Here is a 17,192-nt window from a genome sequence, read left to right as displayed (position 1 = left end):
GCACGTCACCTGGTCCTCCGCACCGCGCCGGTGCGGAGGACCGCCCCTCAGGAGGCGACGGCGACCGGTTGCGCGAGGACGGCGGACAGCAGCACGTGCAGCTTCTCCAGCAGCGCGACGTCCCGCAGCGGGGTGCGCCGGTCCGGCCCGACCGGCACCTTGATCGACACCGTGCGGACCGCCTCCTTGTAGGTGGCGCCCTCGGCGAGCCGGGACAGCTTCATCACCTGGGACTCGCGCAGCTCCACCGGGCCGACCCGGACGTTGCGGCCCTGCAAGGACACCTCGGTGACGCCCAGCGCCCGCATCGCCGCCCGGAACCGGGCGACCGCCAGCAGGTTGAGCACCGGGGCCGGCGCCGGGCCGTAGCGGTCGGTGAGCTCGTCGAGCACGGCCTGGGCCTGGTCGTCGTCCTGCACGCCGGCGACCTTGCGGTAGGCCTCCATCCGCAGCCGCTCGCCGGGCACGTAGTCGTGCGGCAGGTGCGCGTCGACCGGCAGGTCGACCCGGACCTCGGCCGGCTCCACCGCCGGGGACTCCCCGGTCGCCTGGGCCCGGTAGTCGCTGACCGCCTCACCGACCAGCCGGACGTAGAGGTCGAAGCCGACGCCGGCGATGTGCCCGGACTGCTCGCCGCCGAGCAGGTTGCCCGAGCCGCGGATCTCCAGGTCCTTCATCGCCACCGCCATGCCGGCCCCGAGGTCGGTGTTGTGCGCGATGGTGGTCAGCCGGTCGACCGAGGTCTCGGTCAGCGGGCGCGAGGGGTCGTAGGTGAAGTAGGCGTAGGCCCGCTCGCGGCCACGGCCGACCCGGCCGCGGATCTGGTGCAGCTGGGAGAGGCCGAAGGTGTCGGCCCGGTCGACGATCAGGGTGTTGGCGTTGGGGATGTCCAGCCCGGACTCGACGATCGTGGTGGCGACCAGGACGTCGTACTCCTTCTCCCAGAAGCCGACCATGATCCGCTCGAGCTCGTGCTCCTTCATCTGCCCGTGGCCCACCGCCACCCGGGCCTCGGGCACCAGCCCGCGGATCTTCGCCGCCGCCTTGTCGATCGACTGCACCCGGTTGTGGATCACGAACACCTGGCCGTCGCGGAGCAGCTCGCGGCGGATCGCGGCGGCCATCTGCTTGTCGTCCCAGGCGCCCACGTAGGTCAGCACCGGGTGCCGCTCCTCGGGCGGGGTGAGGATCGTCGACATCTCCCGGATGCCGGTCAACGACATCTCCAGGGTGCGCGGGATCGGCGTCGCCGACATCGACAGCACGTCGACCGCCGTCCGCATCGTCTTCAGGTACTCCTTGTGCTCGACGCCGAAGCGCTGCTCCTCGTCGACGATCACCAGGCCCAGCTCCTTGAACCGGGTGGTCGGCTGCAGCAGCCGGTGGGTGCCGACCAGCACGTCGATCTCGCCGTCGGCCAGCTTGCGCAGCGTCTCGTTCGACTCGGCCGTCGACTGGAACCGGGAGAGGACGGCGACCGTCACCGGGAACTGGGCGAACCGCTCGGCGAAGGTCTTGTAGTGCTGGTTGGCCAGCAGCGTCGTGGGCACCAGGACGGCGACCTGCTTGCCGTCCTGCACCGCCTTGAACGCCGCCCGGACGGCGATCTCGGTCTTCCCGTAGCCCACGTCGCCGCAGATGATCCGGTCCATCGGGACCGGGTTCATCATGTCCGCCTTGACCTCATCGATCGCGGCGAGCTGGTCGGGGGTCTCGGTGAACGGGAAGGCGTCCTCCAGCTCCCGCTGCCAGACGGTGTCCGGGCCGAAGGCGTGGCCCTTGGTGGCCATCCGGGCGGAGTACAGCCGGATCAGCTCCGCGGCGATCTGCTTGACCGCCTTGCGGGCCTGGTTCTTCGTCTTCTGCCAGTCGGCGCCGCCGAGCTTGGACAGCGCCGGCGCCTCGCCGCCCACGTAGCGGGTCAGCTGGTCCAGGGAGTCGGTGGGCACGAACAGCCGGTCCGGCGGCTGGTTCCGCTTGCCCGGCGCGTACTCCACGATCAGGTAGTCGCGCTGGCCGCCGTGCACGGTGCGGCTGACCATCTCCACGTACCGGCCGACACCGTGCTGCTCGTGCACCACGAGGTCACCGGGCTGCAGCTGCACCAGGTCCACGGCGTTGCGCCGCCGGGCCGGCATCTTGGTGGCGTCCTTCATCGACGTGCCGCGCTGGCCGGTCAGGTCGCTCTCGGTGACCAGGGCGAGCCCGACCGCCGGGAAGGCGAAGCCCGCCTCCAGGTTGCCCTGGGTGACGAAGGGCGCGCCGGGCTCCGGGACGGTCTCGATGCCGGGCACCAGACGGGCGCCCAGGTCGGCCTCGGTCAGCTGGTCGGCGGCGCGCTGCGCGGGACCGGGGCCGGCGAAGGTCAGCGCCACCCGCCAGCCGTCCCGGGTCCAGCCGCGCAGCTGCTCGATCGCCCGCTGCTGGTCGCCGTGGAACCGCTCGACCCCGGTGGCGTCCAGGGTCACGTGCTGGTCGTCGTCGTCCGGGGAGAGGGTGAAGGCGCCCGTCGTCCACCAGGGCAGTCCCCGGCGGCGGGCGGCGGACTCCACGTCGGTGAGGTCCTGGAAGGAGGAGGCGCCCAGGTCGATCGGCGCCTGGCCGGCCTCGGCGGCGGTCTGCCAGGACGCGGCGAGGAACTCCTCGGCGGTGCGCACCAGGTCCGCCGACCGGCTGCGCACCCGCTCGGGGTCGCAGACCAGCACGTGCGTGCCCGGCGCGACCAGGTCGGTCAGCAGCTGCATCTGGTGGCCGCCGATGAGCGCGGGGATCAGCGACTCCATCCCCTCCACGGCGATGCCCTCGGCCAGCTTGCCGGCGACCTCGGCCAGCTCCGGGTGGTCGACGGCCAGCTGCGCGGCCCGGGCCCGGACGTCGTCGGTGAGCAGCAGCTCCCGGCACGGCGGTGCCCAGAGCCGCTCGGGCCGCTCGTCCAGCGAGCGCTGGTCGGCGGCGGAGAAGTACCGCAGCTCGTCGACCTCGTCGCCCCAGAACTCCACGCGGACCGGGTGCGGCTCGGTCGGCGGGAACACGTCGAGCAGGCCACCGCGGACGGCGAACTCACCGCGCTTCTCCACCAGCTCGACCCGGGAGTACGCGGCGTCGGACAGGGCCTGGGCCACCGAGTCCAGCTCGGCGCTCTGGCCGGGTGCCAGCTTCACGGGAACCAGGTCACCCAGCCCGGGGGCCAGCGGCTGGAGCACGCTGCGCACCGGGGCGACCAGCACGTCGACCGTGCCGTTCTCCCCGGGGTGGGTCAGGTCGCGCAGCACGGCCAGCCGGCGGCCGACGGTGTCCGCGCGGGGGCTGAGCCGCTCGTGCGGCAACGTCTCCCAGGCCGGGAAGACCTCCACCCGCTTGTCGGGGACGAAGCAGCGGAGCACCGCGGCCAGCGCGTCGGCGTCCCGCTCCCCCGCCGTCACCACGAGCACCGGCACCCCGGCGCCCGGGGCGGGCGCCGCGAGCGCCGCGGCGACCAGCGGCTGGACCGGCGGCGGCGCGGTGACCGCCAGCTCGGCGGTGCCCGCCTTCTGCACCACCGAGGACACGCCGGCGTCGGTCAGGACGACGTCGAGCACGCCGCGCAAGCTCACGGAGGTCACTCCTGGTTCCTGGTGGCCGCACCTCGTCCGCCGGTCAGCGGAGCGCGCGCCGGGTGCGCGCGGGGGCCGGTTGCCCAGGTTAGACCGCCTGCGGCCGGCGCGACCCGGTCAGTTCGTGAGCGACCGGGCGACCCGGCCCACCGGCTCCTCGGCGTCGATCGCGGCCAGCGCCTTGCGGAGCAGCGTGCTGGAGGTGTGCATCGTGTAGGGGAAGTAGTGCACCCGCACGCCCACGGCCTGGAAGTCCCGTTCGAGCTTCTCGCCCTTGGGCGTCCCCCGCCAGTCATCGCCCTTGAAGATCACGTCGAAGGGCTGCACGCGCCAGGTGTCGAGCTTGTCCGGGACGACCTCGGCGTGCACCTGGTCGACGAACCGCAGGTTGCGCACGATCTCCATCCGCTCGGCCAGCGGGACCACCGGGAGCCGGCCCTTGCTCTGCAGCAGCATCTCGTCCGACACCACCCCGGCGATGAGGTGGTCGCAGTGGTCCGCGGCGTGCTTGAGGATGTTCAGGTGCCCGATGTGGAACAGGTCGTACGCGCCGGGCGCGTAGCCGACAACGGTCACTCGTACCTCCAGGTCCGGCGAACGCGGGCCGCGGACGGACGTCCGGTCGGCCGACTGTTCACGCAGGGTGACCGGACGGCGCTGGGGTCGTCCGGTCGTCGATGTCCGACCTCGACGTTAGGGCGGCCAGCTCACTGAGCGTGAGCGATCCGGCTCCGGTTCACCTGCACGGGAGAGCAGCACCACCCGGCCGGGTGACGGGTTCAGGCGAGGGCCGCGACCAACAGGTCGACGGCTGCGGAGATCGTCGCCATGGACCGCTCGTAGACCTCGGCCGGCCGGCCGAACGGGTCGACGACGTCGGGGTCGGCGCCACCGCCGGGCAGCTCCGTCCGCTGCAGCGCCGCACGGTGGGCCGGCGCCAGGGCGGGCAGGGCGCGGAGCCGGTCCGCCGGATCGGCGCCGACGTCGACGGGCCAGCCGGCGGCTGCCACCAGGTCGGCGAGCACGGCCAGCTCGGTCAGCAGGAAGGTGCGCCGGACCGCCCGGGGCTCGGCAGCCACCACCACGGACCGCTGGGCCCGCATCATCACCAGGACCAGGTCGGCGTCCCGGACGAGGACGGGGCTCATGGCCCGGGCGGTGAACTCGCCGCTGCCGGCGCCGGCCTGCCCGACCAGGGCGGCCATCGGTGGGTCCATGGGCCGCCCGACGAGCGCCCGGGTGCCGGCGCTGGAGACGCGGATGCCCGACTCGGCGGGCAGCCGGTGACGGAGCAGGCGCTCGGCCGCCGGGGAGCGGCAGACGTTGCCCGTGCAGACGACCAGCACCTCGGCTCCGGCCCCGCGCCCGGCCGCGGACGGGCCTGCCGTCATCGGACCGGGGCACCCCGGTCGGCCGGGGACATCGCGCCGGTCGTGGTCCTGCCGGTCGGGGCGGGCCCGGACGTCTCCGAGGCGGGCGCGACGGGTGTGCCGTCGGCGGACCGGCGCGGGGACCGCACCCACCCGGGCACGCGCCACCACGTGGACCGGCGACCGGGTGCCGGGGCCTGGTCGGCGGCCCGGTAGGCGTCGTACCCGTGCACGGCGCTGCAGTCGCTGAGCTGGTTGACCACCACGCCGAGCAACCGGGTGCCGGGGTGGTCCAGCCGCCGGAGCGTCTCGGTCAGCTGCGCGCGCCGCAGCGCGCGGCTGTTGACCACCAGGAGCGTCCCCGTGGCGTGCCGGGAGAGCACGAGGGCGTCGGTGACCGGCAGGACCGGCGCGGAGTCGACGACCACGACGTCGTAGCGGGACTCCAGCGTGCTCATCAGGTCCGCCATCCGGGAGGAGGAGAGCAGCTGCACCGGGTTGGGCGGGATGGCGCCGGCGGTGAGCACGTGCAGCCCGCTCCCGCCCCACTCCTGGCGGACGTCCTCGTACTCGACCCGGCCTAGCAGGACGGTGGACAGCCCGGCCTCGCCCTCCAGCCCGAGCCGCTGGGCCACCGACGGCCGGCGCAGGTCGGCGTCGACCAGCACGACCCGATGGCCGACCTCGGCCAGCGCGAGCGCGAGGTTGGCGGCGACGGTCGACTTGCCCTCTCCGGGCAGCGAAGAGGTCACGAGCAGGCTCACCGGGGCGTCGCCGACGCGCAGGAACTCCACGTTGGTGGACAGCTGTCGGAACACCTCGGCCAGCCCACCACGTGGGTCGTCGGCCAGGGCCAGCAGGTGGCCGGACTCCCCGGGGAGCCGGGGCACGGCGCCGAGGACCGGGGCGTCGGTGACGGCCTCGACCCGGCTCACGTCGCGCACCCGGGTGTCGAGCGTCTCCCGCAGCACCGCGTAGAGGACCCCGACGACCAGGCCGAGCAGGAGCCCGACGGCCAGGTCCGTCTTCGTGTTCGGCGAGGTCTGGAAACGCGGCACCTCTGCCGGGGTCACCTCGCTGACCCGCACGGTCGCGTCGCCGGACTCACCCCGCGGTGCGACGTCCCCGAGCACCACGATCAGCTGCTCGGCGATGGCGTCGGCGATCCGGGCGGCGGCCTCCGGTGAGGGGTCGGCGACGCTCACCTCGAGCACGACGGTGTCGTTGGGGGCCACGGCCGTCACCCGGTGTGCCAGGTCGCGCGCCGTCCCCGGCAGTGCCAGCTCGTCGACGACGGGCTGCAGCACGGCGGGTGTGGTGGCCAGCGTGGCGTAGGAGGCCATCTGGTCCCGGGTGTAGTTCGCGCCCTGGGCCAGGTCACTGGCGCTGTCGCCGTTCTGCAGCGAGACGAACAAGGCGGCGGTCGACCGGTAGGTGGGGGTCGTCGAGGAGCTGAGCGCGAAGGCGGCCACCCCACAGACGACGAGGCTGATGACGATGCCGACCAGATGGTGGCGCAGCAGCGTCAGGAACCGGCGCAACTCCATCGCTGCCTCCTCGAGAGGATCATGTGATCACTGTGAGCTACGAACGTAACCGCCTGGTCGGCGCTTCTCACCGGCCTGTCACCACGAGGGGTGACGATCGTCGCCCGTCCGGAGAGGGTGTCTCGCCGGGGTGGTCCGGTGCGCCGTCGGCGGGAGACGGCGGCTCGGCCCCGCGCAGCGCTTGCGTGGCGACCGCCAGCCCGGCGATGAACCACGCCCAGGTGGCGTACTGGGTGATCAGGGCGACCGTGGCGAAGGCCGGCAGCTGGGCGACCAACGCCAGGGTGGGCGGAGTGGCCCTGCGTCGGAGGACCGTGCCGCAGGCCAGCAGAGCACCCAGGAGCACCAGGACCAGCGGGATGGCGCCGTAGGTCAGCCCCAAAAGCACCAGCGCGCTGTCGATGGACTTGAAGGACCCGAAGAACACCTCACCGGTGGGCGACCGGTACTGGCTGTCGGACAGCCCGAGCGGCGCCATCCGGCCGACCAGGCTGAGCAGGTCACCGCGGTAGGAGGCGCTGTCGGCGGCCTCGTCACCGGCGGCGGCGAACACACCGCTGAGGAAGGGCAGCACCGCCACGGTCGCGGCTGTGCAGGCCACGGCGAGCCCCACCCGCAGCCGGGTGGTCAGCCCGGTACGGCCGAACAGCAGGGTCAGCACGATGCCCAGCGCCGCGGTGCCCAGCCCGATCCGGCTGATGGTCAGCACGCAGGCGACCCCCATCAGCAGCACCATCGGCAGGCGGACGGCGCTGGGCAGGGGCGCGGCCAGGGCGAGCGGGATGGCCAGGGCCAGGCTGCCGCCCAGCGCGATGGAGTGGCCGAAGGCACCCTCGGCGCGCAGCGAGCCACCGCGCAGCTGGAGCGTCGACCAGGTGGCGTGCAGGTCACCGCCCCCGGGCACCGCGACGAAGGGGTTCCACCCGGTGACCGACTCGACGATCGCGACCACGGCGACGACGGTGAAGGCCACGGCAACGGCGCCGTACACCCAGCCCGCGGACAACCGGTGGAGCAGCAGCCGACCCAGCAGGAAGGCACCGCCCCACTGGGCGACGAGCACGAAGACCGCTGGGACGGTGGCCCCGCCCAGTGCGACCGGGAGCAGCGCGCACACCAGGAACGCCACCATCACCAGGTCGGCTGCGGTCAGCCGCACCGTCCGCCGCAGCGGCACGAGCGCAGCCAGCACCGCCAGGCCGGCCAGCACCTGCGGCTGAAAGAACACCACCAGCTGCACGCCGGCCCAGACCGGCACCAGGCACAGCACCACCAGCCACGCGGCGAACGCCCCCCGCGGCGCGCGGCGCAGCCCGAGGAAGACCAGCGCGCCGAGGGCGAGCGCAGTGGCGGCCAGCAGCCGCGGGTCGACCGTCCCCATGGGTCAGCCCTGTCCGCCGGACGTCGCCCGGGCCCTCGGCCGGCGCGGTGACCGCACGGCCCGGCGGAGGACGTCCAGGACGGCGAGGGAGTCACGGCGCAGCGGCGCGACCGGCGCGACGACGGCGAGGTACCCGGCCGCCCCGGCGACCACGGCGACCAGCAAGGAGACCGCGGCCGGCGCACTCGCCGTCGCCGTCGCGCCCGCCCACGAGGCCCCGGCGACGACCACCGCGACGACCAGCACCCGGGAGGCACCCCGGACCAGGTCGGCCACCGGGATCGCCGCCCGGCGGGACAACCACCAGAACGACAGCGGCCAGCACAGGGCCGGCGCGGCCGCGTAGCCGACGGCCACGCCGACCAGCCCACCGGTGCTGCCGATCAGGACGCACGCCACCTTCACCACGACCTGCACCATCGACCAGTGCAGCAGGTGCCGGGTCAGCGCGTGGGCCAGGTAGACCCAGTAGCTGACCAGCGCCAGGGTCTGGAACACCGCAGCCGCAGCGAGAAGCCGCAGCAGCGGCGACAGCGACGACCACCGGTCGCCGAGGAAGACCTCGGTGACCGGCTCGGCTGCGCCGACGACCACCGCCAGGCCGACCACCAGGGTGTGCCCGAGAGCCAGCTGCCCGCGACGCAGGAAGGCGCCGAAGCCCGCACCGTCCTCCTGGAGACGGGCCAGCACCGGGAGCGCCACCTGGGTGGTCGGTCCGCGCAGCTGGTTCAGCGGGGTCATCAGCAGCTGGAAGGCACGGTTGTACAGGCCCAGGGGAGCCGCGCCGAAGCGCAGGCCGATCACCAGTGAGTCGACGTTGTTGCCGGCGTATCCGATCAGCTGGGTGCCGACCATGTTCCAGCCGAACCGCAGCAGCCCGCCCATCGGCTCGCGCCGGTCCGGACGGCCGGGCAGCCACCGGCCGGCGGCCAGGACCACGGTCATCATGACGCCGTACTGCACCAGCTGCTGCACGGCCAGGGCCCAGTAGCCACCGCCGGCCAGGGCGACCGCGATCGCGGCGGCCAGCCCGAGGACGGGCGAGAGGGTGTCGGCGACGGCCAGGCGCAGGAACAGCAGCCGGCGGGTCAGGTCGGCGCGGTACTGGGTGGCGATGCCGTTGAGCAGGAAGGTCCAGCACAGCACCTGGGCGAGCCCGGTCAGCTCGTCGTGGCCGTACACCGCGGCCAGCAGCGGCGCGCCGGCGAAGACCAGCAGCGCCAGGCCCAGCCCGATCGCGGTGTTGAGCCAGAACAGGTTGCTGCGCTGGGCGGCCGACAGGTGCCGGGCCTGGACGGCGGCGGTCGACAGGCCCAGGTCGCGGAAGATGTCGGCCACCCCGATGACCGCCGTGGTCATCGCCAGCAGGCCGTAGTCCGAGGGCTCCAGCAGCCGGGAGAGCACGACGACGGACAGGACCTGCACCACGATGCGCAGACCCTGACCGCCCAGGGAGACCAGGACGCCACGCGCGGCCCGGTCGGCCAGCCGTGGTGGGGCCGGCGTGCCCGGGGCGTCGGCCGACGGGGACCCCGCCACCGCGTCGTCGACGGGGGCCCCGGTGCTCACCCCAACCGCCGCAGGGCCGTCTCGGCGGGCACGAGCAGCTCCTGGGCGCGGTCCCGGACGCCGCCGGCCCGCTCCCGGAGGCCGCCGAGATCCGTGAGGGCCAGCGCGGTCCGCGCCGCTGCGGGGTCCCGCCGCAGGTCGATCAGGTGGTCCCAGGCCAGGCTCTCCAGCAGCGGCTCGAACTTGCGCGAGTAGGCCAGCGGGATGGCCGGGGTGCCGACGGACAGCGCGTTGAGGCAGGCGTGCATCCGGCTGCCGATGACCAGCTCCGCACCGGCGACCTGCTGCCGCACCTCGGCCAGCGAGGTGGGCGTGAGCAGCGCCGGTGGCTCGTCCTGGGCAGCGGCGAACTCGCGCGCGGCGCGCACGTCGTTGTCCTCCGACGGCGAGTCCAGCACGTGCGCCAGCAGCGTCACCCGGCGTCCGCGGGCGACCAGGCCGTCGTACAGCTCCTGCACGGTCGCCCGGTAACCGGCGGAGTCGACGTGCTCACCGGAGCGCCACAACAGGCCGGAGACGTTGAGCAGCACGTCGTGGGTGGGCACCCGCTCGGGCACGTCGAGGGCGAAGACGACGTCGGTGGTGAGGACGTCGACCGGCCGGCCCAGCGAGGCGGCGTGCTCGGCGCTGAGGTGGTCCCGGGCCATCGTCAGGGTCGCCGACCGCATGCTGGCACGAGCCAGGGTCCTCGCCCGGCGACCGCCGAACGGGCCGATCGTCTGCGGGCCGAGCACCAGCGGAACGCCGGCGGCGCGGTGCACGTACTCCCCCGCCCACGACATCACGAACAGCCGCATGAGGCCGTAGATGTCGGCGAAGCTGTCACCGGACCGGGTGTCCAGCACGACGTCGAACTCCCGCAGCCAGGCGGCCATGCCCTCTCGCCGGGTCACCCACTCCCGGGCCAGCGCACGCGGGTCGCCGAAGCGCACCGGCGCGACCGACGAGCCGTAGTTCTGGGTCACCACCTCGACGCCGGGCCAGACCCGGTCGGCGAGCGCCGCGGTGCCCTCGGCCAGTGCCCGGACGCCCAGGTTCGGGGACTGCTCATCGGCCCAGAGGACGAGGGCTCGCATGCTTCGTGGCTCCTCAGCGGGGGACGACGGGAGGGCGCTGCGTCGCGCCCGCGTCGTCGGTCGGGTTCTCCGGACCGGTGGGGCTCGGATCTCCCGCGACGTTAGTCGCCGGACGGCGTCTGCCCAGGTCAGCACCCACTCGAAGGGAGGACGTCCGCGGCGCCCTACCCTCGAACGGGTCAGGGCGCAGGCCCCTGCACGTCCCCAGGAGCTGACCCAGGTGCCCAGTCCGACGCAGGCCAGGTTCGTCGTCCAGCAGTCGTTCCCGGAACCGCGCCCGACCACGAATCCCTACATCGTGATGCTGGGCCGCAGCATCGCGGCGCTGCCGGGCGTGGAGCTGCGCACCTTCAGCTGGCGTCGTGCGCTGCTGCAGCGCGCCGACGTCTTCCACGCGCACTGGCCGGAGATCCTGGTGACCGGCCGCACCGCGCCGCGCAAGCTCGTGCGCCAGCTGCTGTTCCTGCTGCTGCTGCTGCGGCTGCGGCTGACCCGGACCCCGCTGGTGCGCACCGTGCACAACCTGGAGCTGCCGCAGGGCATCGGCCGCCGCGAGGTCGCCCTGCTGCGCCTGGCCGACCGCTGGACGACGCTGCGGATCCGCCTCAACGACCACACCCGGCTGCCGGCCGAGCAGCCCTCGGACCTGGTGGTGCACGGCCACTACCGGGACTGGTTCGCCGACCTGCCCCGTGCCGAGCAGGTGCCCGGCCGGGTCACCTTCTTCGGACTGGTCCGCCGCTACAAGGGGGTCGACGCGCTGGCCACCGTGTTCGCCCAGACGCCGGACTCCGCCGTCCCGGGCGGGCTGAGCCTGCACGTCGCCGGCAAGCCCTCCTCCGACGACCTGGTCGCCACGCTCGAGGCAGCGGCGGCGGCCGACCCGCGGATCACCCTGCGCCTGCAGTTCCTCGACGACCCGGAGCTCGTCGCGGAGGTCAGCGCCGCGGAGCTGGTGGTCCTCCCCTACCGGGAGATGCACAACTCCGGCGGCGCGCTGACCGCGCTCTCGCTGGACCGGCCCGTGCTGCTGCCGGACAACGAGGTCAACCGTGCGCTGGCCACGGAGGTCGGCCCGGGATGGGTGTGGACCTACTCCGGCGAGCTGGCACCCGAGGACCTGACCGGGACGCTGCTCGCGCTGCGCGCCCGCGGCGACGTCCCGCCGCCGGACCTGTCGGCCCGCGACTGGGACACCGCCGGGCGTCTGCACCTGGCCGCCTACCGGCGTGCCGTGGCGATCGCCCGCGGCTGACCCGGCACGGTCAGCGGCCGGCCGGCGCGGCCGTCCTGCCAGGGGTCTCGTCGCTGGGTCGCGGTGGCCGCCGCCGCACGCCGGTGCCGGTGCGGACCAACGGGAAGCGATCGGCCACGTGGCGCAGCCGCTGGGCGGGACGTTCGACCAGCAGCCAGCTCGCCAGTGCCAGGGGCGCGGTGGCCAGCGTGCTGAGCACGACGTAGGGCACGATGCCGGCCGAGTGCGCACCGAGCAGCACCAGCAGCTGCTGGACCGGGAAGGCGTAGACGTACATGCCGTACGAGACGTCGTTGCGCCGGCCCACCCGCTGCAACGGGAGCACCGCGCCCAGCCAGAGCAGCAGGTAGGCGATCGGCAGGGCCGCCGGTGCCGGACCGAGATCGAGGACGACGACCACGGCGACCCAGCCGGCGCTGATCGCGGCCGGCAGGCCGTGCAGCGCCACCCGGTCGCGGAGCAAGAACAGCACCGCGCCGGCGAAGAAGAACGGCGCCAGCTCGAGGAACGTGTCCACGTCGTAGCGGATCTCCAGGCCCAGGGACCGCTCGGCGACGGCGAGCACCGTGACCACGGCCCACGCGGCGACGACCGCCGGACGGGCCCACCGGCGCGGCACGACGGTGAGCAGCAGGCTGACGGCGACATAGCACAACGCCTCGTACCAGAGCGTCCAGAGCGACCCGTTCCAGACCCCGGCGTAGGGCACCCCGGTCGGTGTGGCGCCCACGGCGTACTCGTGGACCTCCAGGGTCAGGTTCGCCAGGAGGTGCCCGACGCCGTCGCCGACGGCGTAGGGCCCGGCCCCGAGGGCGCTGCCGACCGGGGCCACGACGAAGGCGACGACCAGCAAGGACGCCAGGTAGCCGGGGTAGATCCGCAGGAACCGGCGCCAGGCGAAGCCCGGCAGCTCCGAGGTCAGCCGGCTGGCCGTGATGAGCCAGCCGGAGACGGCGAAGAAGCCGGCCACGGCCAGGGTGCCCAGCGACACGTCGCCGACGTGCGGGGTCTCGCCGAAGCCGCCGATGGGCCAGGCGTGCGCCACGATGACGACCACGGCGAGGAACAGCCTCAGCGCGTTGAGACTGTTGTGCCGAGCGGGGTAGTCCTGCAGCCGAGGCGCGGATCGGCACGGGCGCGTACGGGGGGTGCTCCGGTCAGCCATGGGCGGTCCCGTACTCCTGGTAGACGTGGCCGGCCGTGCCGGCCAGCATGCCGGCACCGCGGGCGGCGCTGCGGGCACCGCGAGCCCGGTGCCGGACGTCGCCGGTCAGCACCCCGAGCAGCCAGCGGGCGGCACCGGCGAGCACCCGGCCGACGCCCCGGCTCCATCCCTCGGCCCGGGCCACCACCCGGCGCAACGGGGAGCCGGCGAGCGCCAGCGCCACCCGGCTGACCGAGTTGCCGGAGCTGAAGGCGCGTCGGAGGACCCACGCCCGGGTGGCCCGCTCGGGCGGCACGACGTCAGTGACGACGGCTTCCGCGCACCAGACCATCCGGCCGCCCGCAGCGACGAGCTGCCGGGTGAACAGGGTGTCCTCTCCCCCGCTCAGCCCGAAGGCCGGGTCGAAGCGCACACCGGCCGCCTGCACCTGAGGCAGGTGCAGCAGCAGGTTGTTCGTCGCCGCCACCTCGATCGGGGTGCCGGTCGGCAGCCGCCGGCGGTCGAAGAAGCCGCCCGCCTCGATCCAGGGCGGCAATGGTGCCGGGAAGCGGGAGGTGACCGTGCCGGCCACCGCTGCTGCCCCGGTGGCGGCCTGGGTGGCCAGCAGGTGCGCCAGCCAGCCAGGGTGCGGCAGCTCGTCGTCGTCGATGAAGACCAGGAGGTCGCCGTCCGCGGACTCCGCGAGCGCGCGGTTGCGGCCAGCGGCGATCCCCGGCGTCGGCTCGTGCACGTAGTCGACCCGCACCTCGGACGACGGCCGGGCGTCCGCCACCGTGCGGCGGCCGCTGCCCGCGGGGTCGTTGTCCACGACCAGCACGCGCGCGCCGCAGGAGACGTCGGCGGCCTGCGCGACCAGCTCCGGGAGGAGGGCGGCGAGGGTCTCCGGGCGCCGGAACGTCAGGACGGCGACGGTGACGGGCGGCTGCCCGGTCACCGGGGGGCCCAGCTGCGCCGCAGCAGACCCGCCACCTCGGCGCGGTAGGTCAGCGGGTCGTGCCGCCGGCGGGCCAGTGCCGCGTCGTCGACGGCCTGCCGACGGATGGCCGGCCACTGCTCGACGAGCTGCACGACGGCGTCCGCCCAGGCCCCCGGCCGGTCCGGGGTCACCGACCGGGCCGAGGCATAGCCCTCCGCGGCCTCCCGGAGGCCGCTGCTGTCACTGACCACCAGCGGGCGGGCGGCCAGGACCGCCTCGACCGCGGTGTTGCCGAACGGCTCGTCGACCACGGACGGGACCAGCACGACGTCGGCCTGCGCGAGCACCGGCCAGACGTCGGTCGCGAAACCGCGGAAGGTGACCTGCCCGTCCAGCCCAGCGGTGGAGACCGCCGACCGCAGCTCGGCCTCGAACCACTCGTAGCCGGGGAACACCCCGCCCAGCAGGTCGAGGCAGGCCGGCACGCCCCGGTCGCGGAGCTCGGCCAGCGCGGCCACGGCGACCTGTGGGCCCTTGCGGGCCGACAGCCTGCCGAGGAAGAGCAGCCGGACGCCGCCGTCCAGCCTCTCCCGGGGCGGCGGCACGCTCGCCGGCGAGGGGATGCCGTTGTGGACGACGGTGGCGCGGCGCTCGACGCCCGGCGCCGACCCGGCCAGCACCCCGAGGCTGAACCGGCTGTTGACCACCACCGCGGTGGCCCAGGAGACGGGCAGCGCCAGCAGCCGGCGGACCGGTGCGGGCGCGCCGCGCTCGGCCTCGTGCACGTGGCAGACCACCCGCCGTCCCAGCAGCCGGCCCAGCGCGATCCACATCGGGATGGTGAGGGTGCTGACGTAGACGCCGTCCCGGCCCGCGGTGCACAGCAGCCGCGCCGCCGGTGCCAGGCCGCGCGCCGCGTCGCCGAGCAGGCGCAGGGCCCCCGCCGGGCGCAGGGCGCTCTTGCGGATCACCGGCATCGGGCAGTGCACGACCTCGGCGCCCAGCTCCTGCACGGCGTCGGCCAGCGGCCCCGGCGCGGGGAGGGCGACGGTCACCCGGTCCTCGCCCACGAGGGCCGCGACCGTCTCCAGGAAGACCCGGTCGGAGCCGTAGAGCTCCGCCCCCGGATGGGCGAGCAGCACCCGCCTCTGCCTCCCGGCCGGCCTGGGTCGGGCCGGCGACACCAGCGCGGCCAGCGCCGCGCCCACGCCCTCGACCGTGCCGCGCACCGCGGACCACAGCGGGCGGGGCGACTGCAGCAGCTGCCGCCGGCCGCCGCGCAGCAGGATCTCCCGGCTGACCGCAGGGGTGCTGACCAGCCAGCGCAGGACCGACCGGCGTGGCAGGTTGCGGGCAGCGAACACCAGCCGGTTGCGGCAGTTCCAGCGGTAGTACAACGGCGAGTGACCGCGGCCTCGCCGGGTGCCCTGGGTGCCGCCCTCGTCGTGGACGACGCGGAGGTCACGGCGCACGGTCAGCCGGGCGCCGGCGGCCAGGGCGCGGTGGCTGAGGTCGACGTCCTCCCAGTAGAGGAAGTAGCCCTCGGTGAAGCCGCCGATCCGGTCCCAGACCTCGGCGTGCACGACCAAGCAGGCGCCGGTCAGCCACTCCTCGCTGTCCGGCAGCGCCGGCCGGCCGGGCCGGTCGCCGCGGATCCGGCCGTCTCGCAGCGACAGTCGCGAGCCACGGAACACCGCCGCCCCGGTGGAGTCGGTGATCAGCGGGCTGATCAGCTCCTGCGGGGCGCGGAGGCTGTGGTCCCGGAGCTCCGCGAGGACGTCCGGGGTGATCACGGCATCCGGGTTGAGCAGGAGGAACGTGACACAGCCCAGTGCCCGGGCCTGCCGCACGCCCTCGTTGCTGGCCGCACCGAACCCGCGGTTGTCCGGGAGCCCGACGAGCTCCCAGCCGCGCTCGGCGGCCAGGACGCCCACCGCGGCGCGCTCCGCGGCGGTGCTCAGGTTGTCCACCACCACGACCCGCACGTCGGGTCCCAGGTCGGCGGCCGCCAGCAGGTTGGCGGCGAGCAGCCGGGAGGACCCGTAGTTGACGACGACCACCCCGAGCAGTCCGCCCGGGCTGGCCGGGTCAGCGGCCGACACGGGTCCGCGCTGCCCGCACCACGGGGCGGGGGGTCACGACGGCGTGCCCAGTCGCCGGACGGCGGGGCGCAGCGGGTCGACGGCGACACCCAGCGCGGCGGGGTCGACGGCGTCTGGCTCGTCCTTGACCGCGGTCTCCACCGGGACCTGGTCGTCGGCGAGGTGCTGGGCCAGGTGCAGGAAGCTGGACCAGTGCGGCCCGAGCAGGTAGCCGGAGCCGGCCAGCAGGTAGAGGTCCACCACGGCGGAGCGCACCCCCTCGACGGAGTTGTAGGCGCCCTTGTCGATCTGCCCGGTGCAGCCCGGCACGGTCGCACAGATGCGCTCCTGGACCTCGGGAACGTCGCAGGAGACGAAGAACCGGGTGCCCGGCCGCTCCGCGGCGATCCGCTGCATGCGGCGCTCGAACCACTCCACCGGGGAGGTCGCCCGGGTCTCGGCGTGGGAGACCGCGTGCGCGCGGATCTGCACCCCGACGTAGGGCTCCCCGCGGAGTTGGTCGTCGAAGAGCCGGGTCACCCGCTCGGCGATCGCGTCGACCGGGGTGAGCGCGCGGTAGGCGTCGGCCCACGGCCGGGCCCCCGGCGGCAACTGCAGCTCCGAGCCGGTGCGGATCTGCCACAGGCGTTCCCGGCGCTTGCGGTCGTCCAGCCAGCTCAGTGAGGCGTCCTCGTAGGGCCAGCGGTACGCCAGCAGCCGGGAGACCGCCCGGGGCACGGTGCGGCCACGGAAGTCCCACAGGTCGGAGAACGCCGGCCCGAACAGCGGGCCGGTGGGCCAGACGTAGGCGAAGGAGCGGCCCTCCAGCTCGGCCAGGCTCTGGGCGCCGAGGACGACGCGCACCCGGTTCCCGAGCCCGGAGTCGTAGCCGTTGTAGGCGATGACCGCCCCGCGGTCCGGTGCAGAGGACATGTCCAGCTCTCGATCGTCGTGCGGGGGCGCGCGGTGCCGGAGGCAGGCGCGCGGAGCGTGTCCTGCCATCTCAGCCCAGCTCCGGGCGCCGCACATCCCCCGGAGTGGGTGACTCGTGCGGCGACCCGGAGCAGCTGCCGCGGCGGGGGTGGGCACTGGTCCGGCCACCCCCGCCCGCCGGTTCAGCCCGCCGGGACGGGTGCGGGGGCCGGCGTGCTCCCCGGTGCATCCACGTGGAGCTGGTCGGCGACGATGACCTGCGGGCCGGTCGCCGAGCCAGAGGTGTAGCCCTGCAGGTACACCCCT

The 17,192-nt window shown here is 74.5% G+C and carries 12 protein-coding genes; 1 reads left to right on the top strand and 11 read right to left on the bottom strand.

Going from position 1 to position 17,192, the window contains the following annotated elements; all coding sequences use genetic code 11:
- Positions 1–47: 47 nt before the first annotated feature.
- The 7 genes from mfd to Q1A09_RS08660 all read right to left on the bottom strand — a co-directional run bounded on the left by mfd (position 48) and on the right by Q1A09_RS08660 (position 10,536).
- Positions 48–3,593: a transcription-repair coupling factor gene (mfd, locus tag Q1A09_RS08690; RefSeq protein ID WP_299953635.1), complete on the bottom strand. Its 3,546-nt coding sequence runs from the start codon at positions 3,591–3,593 to the stop codon at positions 48–50.
- A gap of 117 nt (positions 3,594–3,710) precedes the next feature.
- On the bottom strand, positions 3,711–4,169 hold the full coding sequence (locus Q1A09_RS08685) for an adenylyltransferase/cytidyltransferase family protein (protein WP_299953633.1): 459 nt from the start codon (positions 4,167–4,169) through the stop codon (positions 3,711–3,713).
- 203 nt (positions 4,170–4,372) lie between these two features.
- A complete protein-coding gene (locus tag Q1A09_RS08680) occupies positions 4,373–4,984 on the bottom strand; it encodes a hypothetical protein (RefSeq protein ID WP_299953631.1) in 612 nt (203 codons plus the stop codon).
- Positions 4,981–6,510, bottom strand: coding sequence for a polysaccharide biosynthesis tyrosine autokinase (locus tag Q1A09_RS08675; RefSeq protein ID WP_299953629.1), 1,530 nt, complete (start codon positions 6,508–6,510; stop codon positions 4,981–4,983). Before Q1A09_RS08675 ends, Q1A09_RS08680 begins: the two co-directional genes overlap by 4 nt.
- Before the next feature lie 67 nt (positions 6,511–6,577).
- Positions 6,578–7,891 carry a hypothetical protein gene (locus Q1A09_RS08670; protein ID WP_299953626.1) on the bottom strand — a complete coding sequence of 438 codons (1,314 nt, stop codon included), beginning with the start codon at positions 7,889–7,891 and terminating at the stop codon, positions 6,578–6,580.
- A 3-nt stretch (positions 7,892–7,894) separates the two neighbouring features.
- On the bottom strand, positions 7,895–9,460 hold the full coding sequence (locus Q1A09_RS08665; RefSeq protein ID WP_299953624.1) for a lipopolysaccharide biosynthesis protein: 1,566 nt from the start codon (positions 9,458–9,460) through the stop codon (positions 7,895–7,897).
- Positions 9,457–10,536 carry a polysaccharide pyruvyl transferase family protein gene (locus tag Q1A09_RS08660; RefSeq protein WP_299953623.1) on the bottom strand — a complete coding sequence of 360 codons (1,080 nt, stop codon included), beginning with the start codon at positions 10,534–10,536 and terminating at the stop codon, positions 9,457–9,459. Before Q1A09_RS08660 ends, Q1A09_RS08665 begins: the two co-directional genes overlap by 4 nt.
- Positions 10,537–10,756: 220 nt before the next feature.
- Between Q1A09_RS08660 and Q1A09_RS08655 the strand changes: the two genes are divergently transcribed.
- Positions 10,757–11,791, top strand: coding sequence for a hypothetical protein (locus Q1A09_RS08655; RefSeq protein ID WP_299953621.1), 1,035 nt, complete (start codon positions 10,757–10,759; stop codon positions 11,789–11,791).
- Positions 11,792–11,801: 10 nt separating this feature from the next.
- Here Q1A09_RS08655 and Q1A09_RS08650 read toward each other — a convergent pair whose 3' ends face one another.
- The 4 genes from Q1A09_RS08650 to Q1A09_RS08635 are packed head-to-tail and all read right to left on the bottom strand — an operon-like array spanning position 11,802 to position 16,886.
- Positions 11,802–12,956: an acyltransferase gene (locus Q1A09_RS08650; protein ID WP_299953619.1), complete on the bottom strand. Its 1,155-nt coding sequence runs from the start codon at positions 12,954–12,956 to the stop codon at positions 11,802–11,804.
- A complete protein-coding gene (locus Q1A09_RS08645; protein ID WP_299953617.1) occupies positions 12,949–13,890 on the bottom strand; it encodes a glycosyltransferase family 2 protein in 942 nt (313 codons plus the stop codon). Before Q1A09_RS08645 ends, Q1A09_RS08650 begins: the two co-directional genes overlap by 8 nt.
- Complete coding sequence (locus tag Q1A09_RS08640) at positions 13,887–15,974, bottom strand: glycosyltransferase (RefSeq protein ID WP_299953615.1); 2,088 nt, start codon at positions 15,972–15,974, stop codon at positions 13,887–13,889. Before Q1A09_RS08640 ends, Q1A09_RS08645 begins: the two co-directional genes overlap by 4 nt.
- A 33-nt stretch (positions 15,975–16,007) precedes the next feature.
- Entirely contained in the window at positions 16,008–16,886 is an 879-nt protein-coding gene (locus Q1A09_RS08635; protein ID WP_299953613.1) for a hypothetical protein, read from the bottom strand.
- Positions 16,887–17,192: the final 306 nt, after the last annotated feature.

It is taken from the genome of uncultured Modestobacter sp., assembly GCF_947486615.1.
Taxonomy (GTDB): domain Bacteria; phylum Actinomycetota; class Actinomycetes; order Mycobacteriales; family Geodermatophilaceae; genus Modestobacter.
Note: the sequence above shows the minus strand (reverse complement) of the source record. Positions and strands in the feature narration are given on the sequence as shown.

Coding starts and splice junctions, on each gene's coding strand:
- Q1A09_RS08680 (WP_299953631.1), bottom strand. CDS start 4,984: ATGACGGCAGGCCCGTCCGCGGCCGGGCGCGGGGCCGGAGCCGAGGTG.
- Q1A09_RS08675 (WP_299953629.1), bottom strand. CDS start 6,510: ATGGAGTTGCGCCGGTTCCTGACGCTGCTGCGCCACCATCTGGTCGGC.
- Q1A09_RS08670 (WP_299953626.1), bottom strand. CDS start 7,891: ATGGGGACGGTCGACCCGCGGCTGCTGGCCGCCACTGCGCTCGCCCTC.
- Q1A09_RS08660 (WP_299953623.1), bottom strand. CDS start 10,536: ATGCGAGCCCTCGTCCTCTGGGCCGATGAGCAGTCCCCGAACCTGGGC.
- Q1A09_RS08650 (WP_299953619.1), bottom strand. CDS start 12,956: ATGGCTGACCGGAGCACCCCCCGTACGCGCCCGTGCCGATCCGCGCCT.
- Q1A09_RS08635 (WP_299953613.1), bottom strand. CDS start 16,886: ATGTCCTCTGCACCGGACCGCGGGGCGGTCATCGCCTACAACGGCTAC.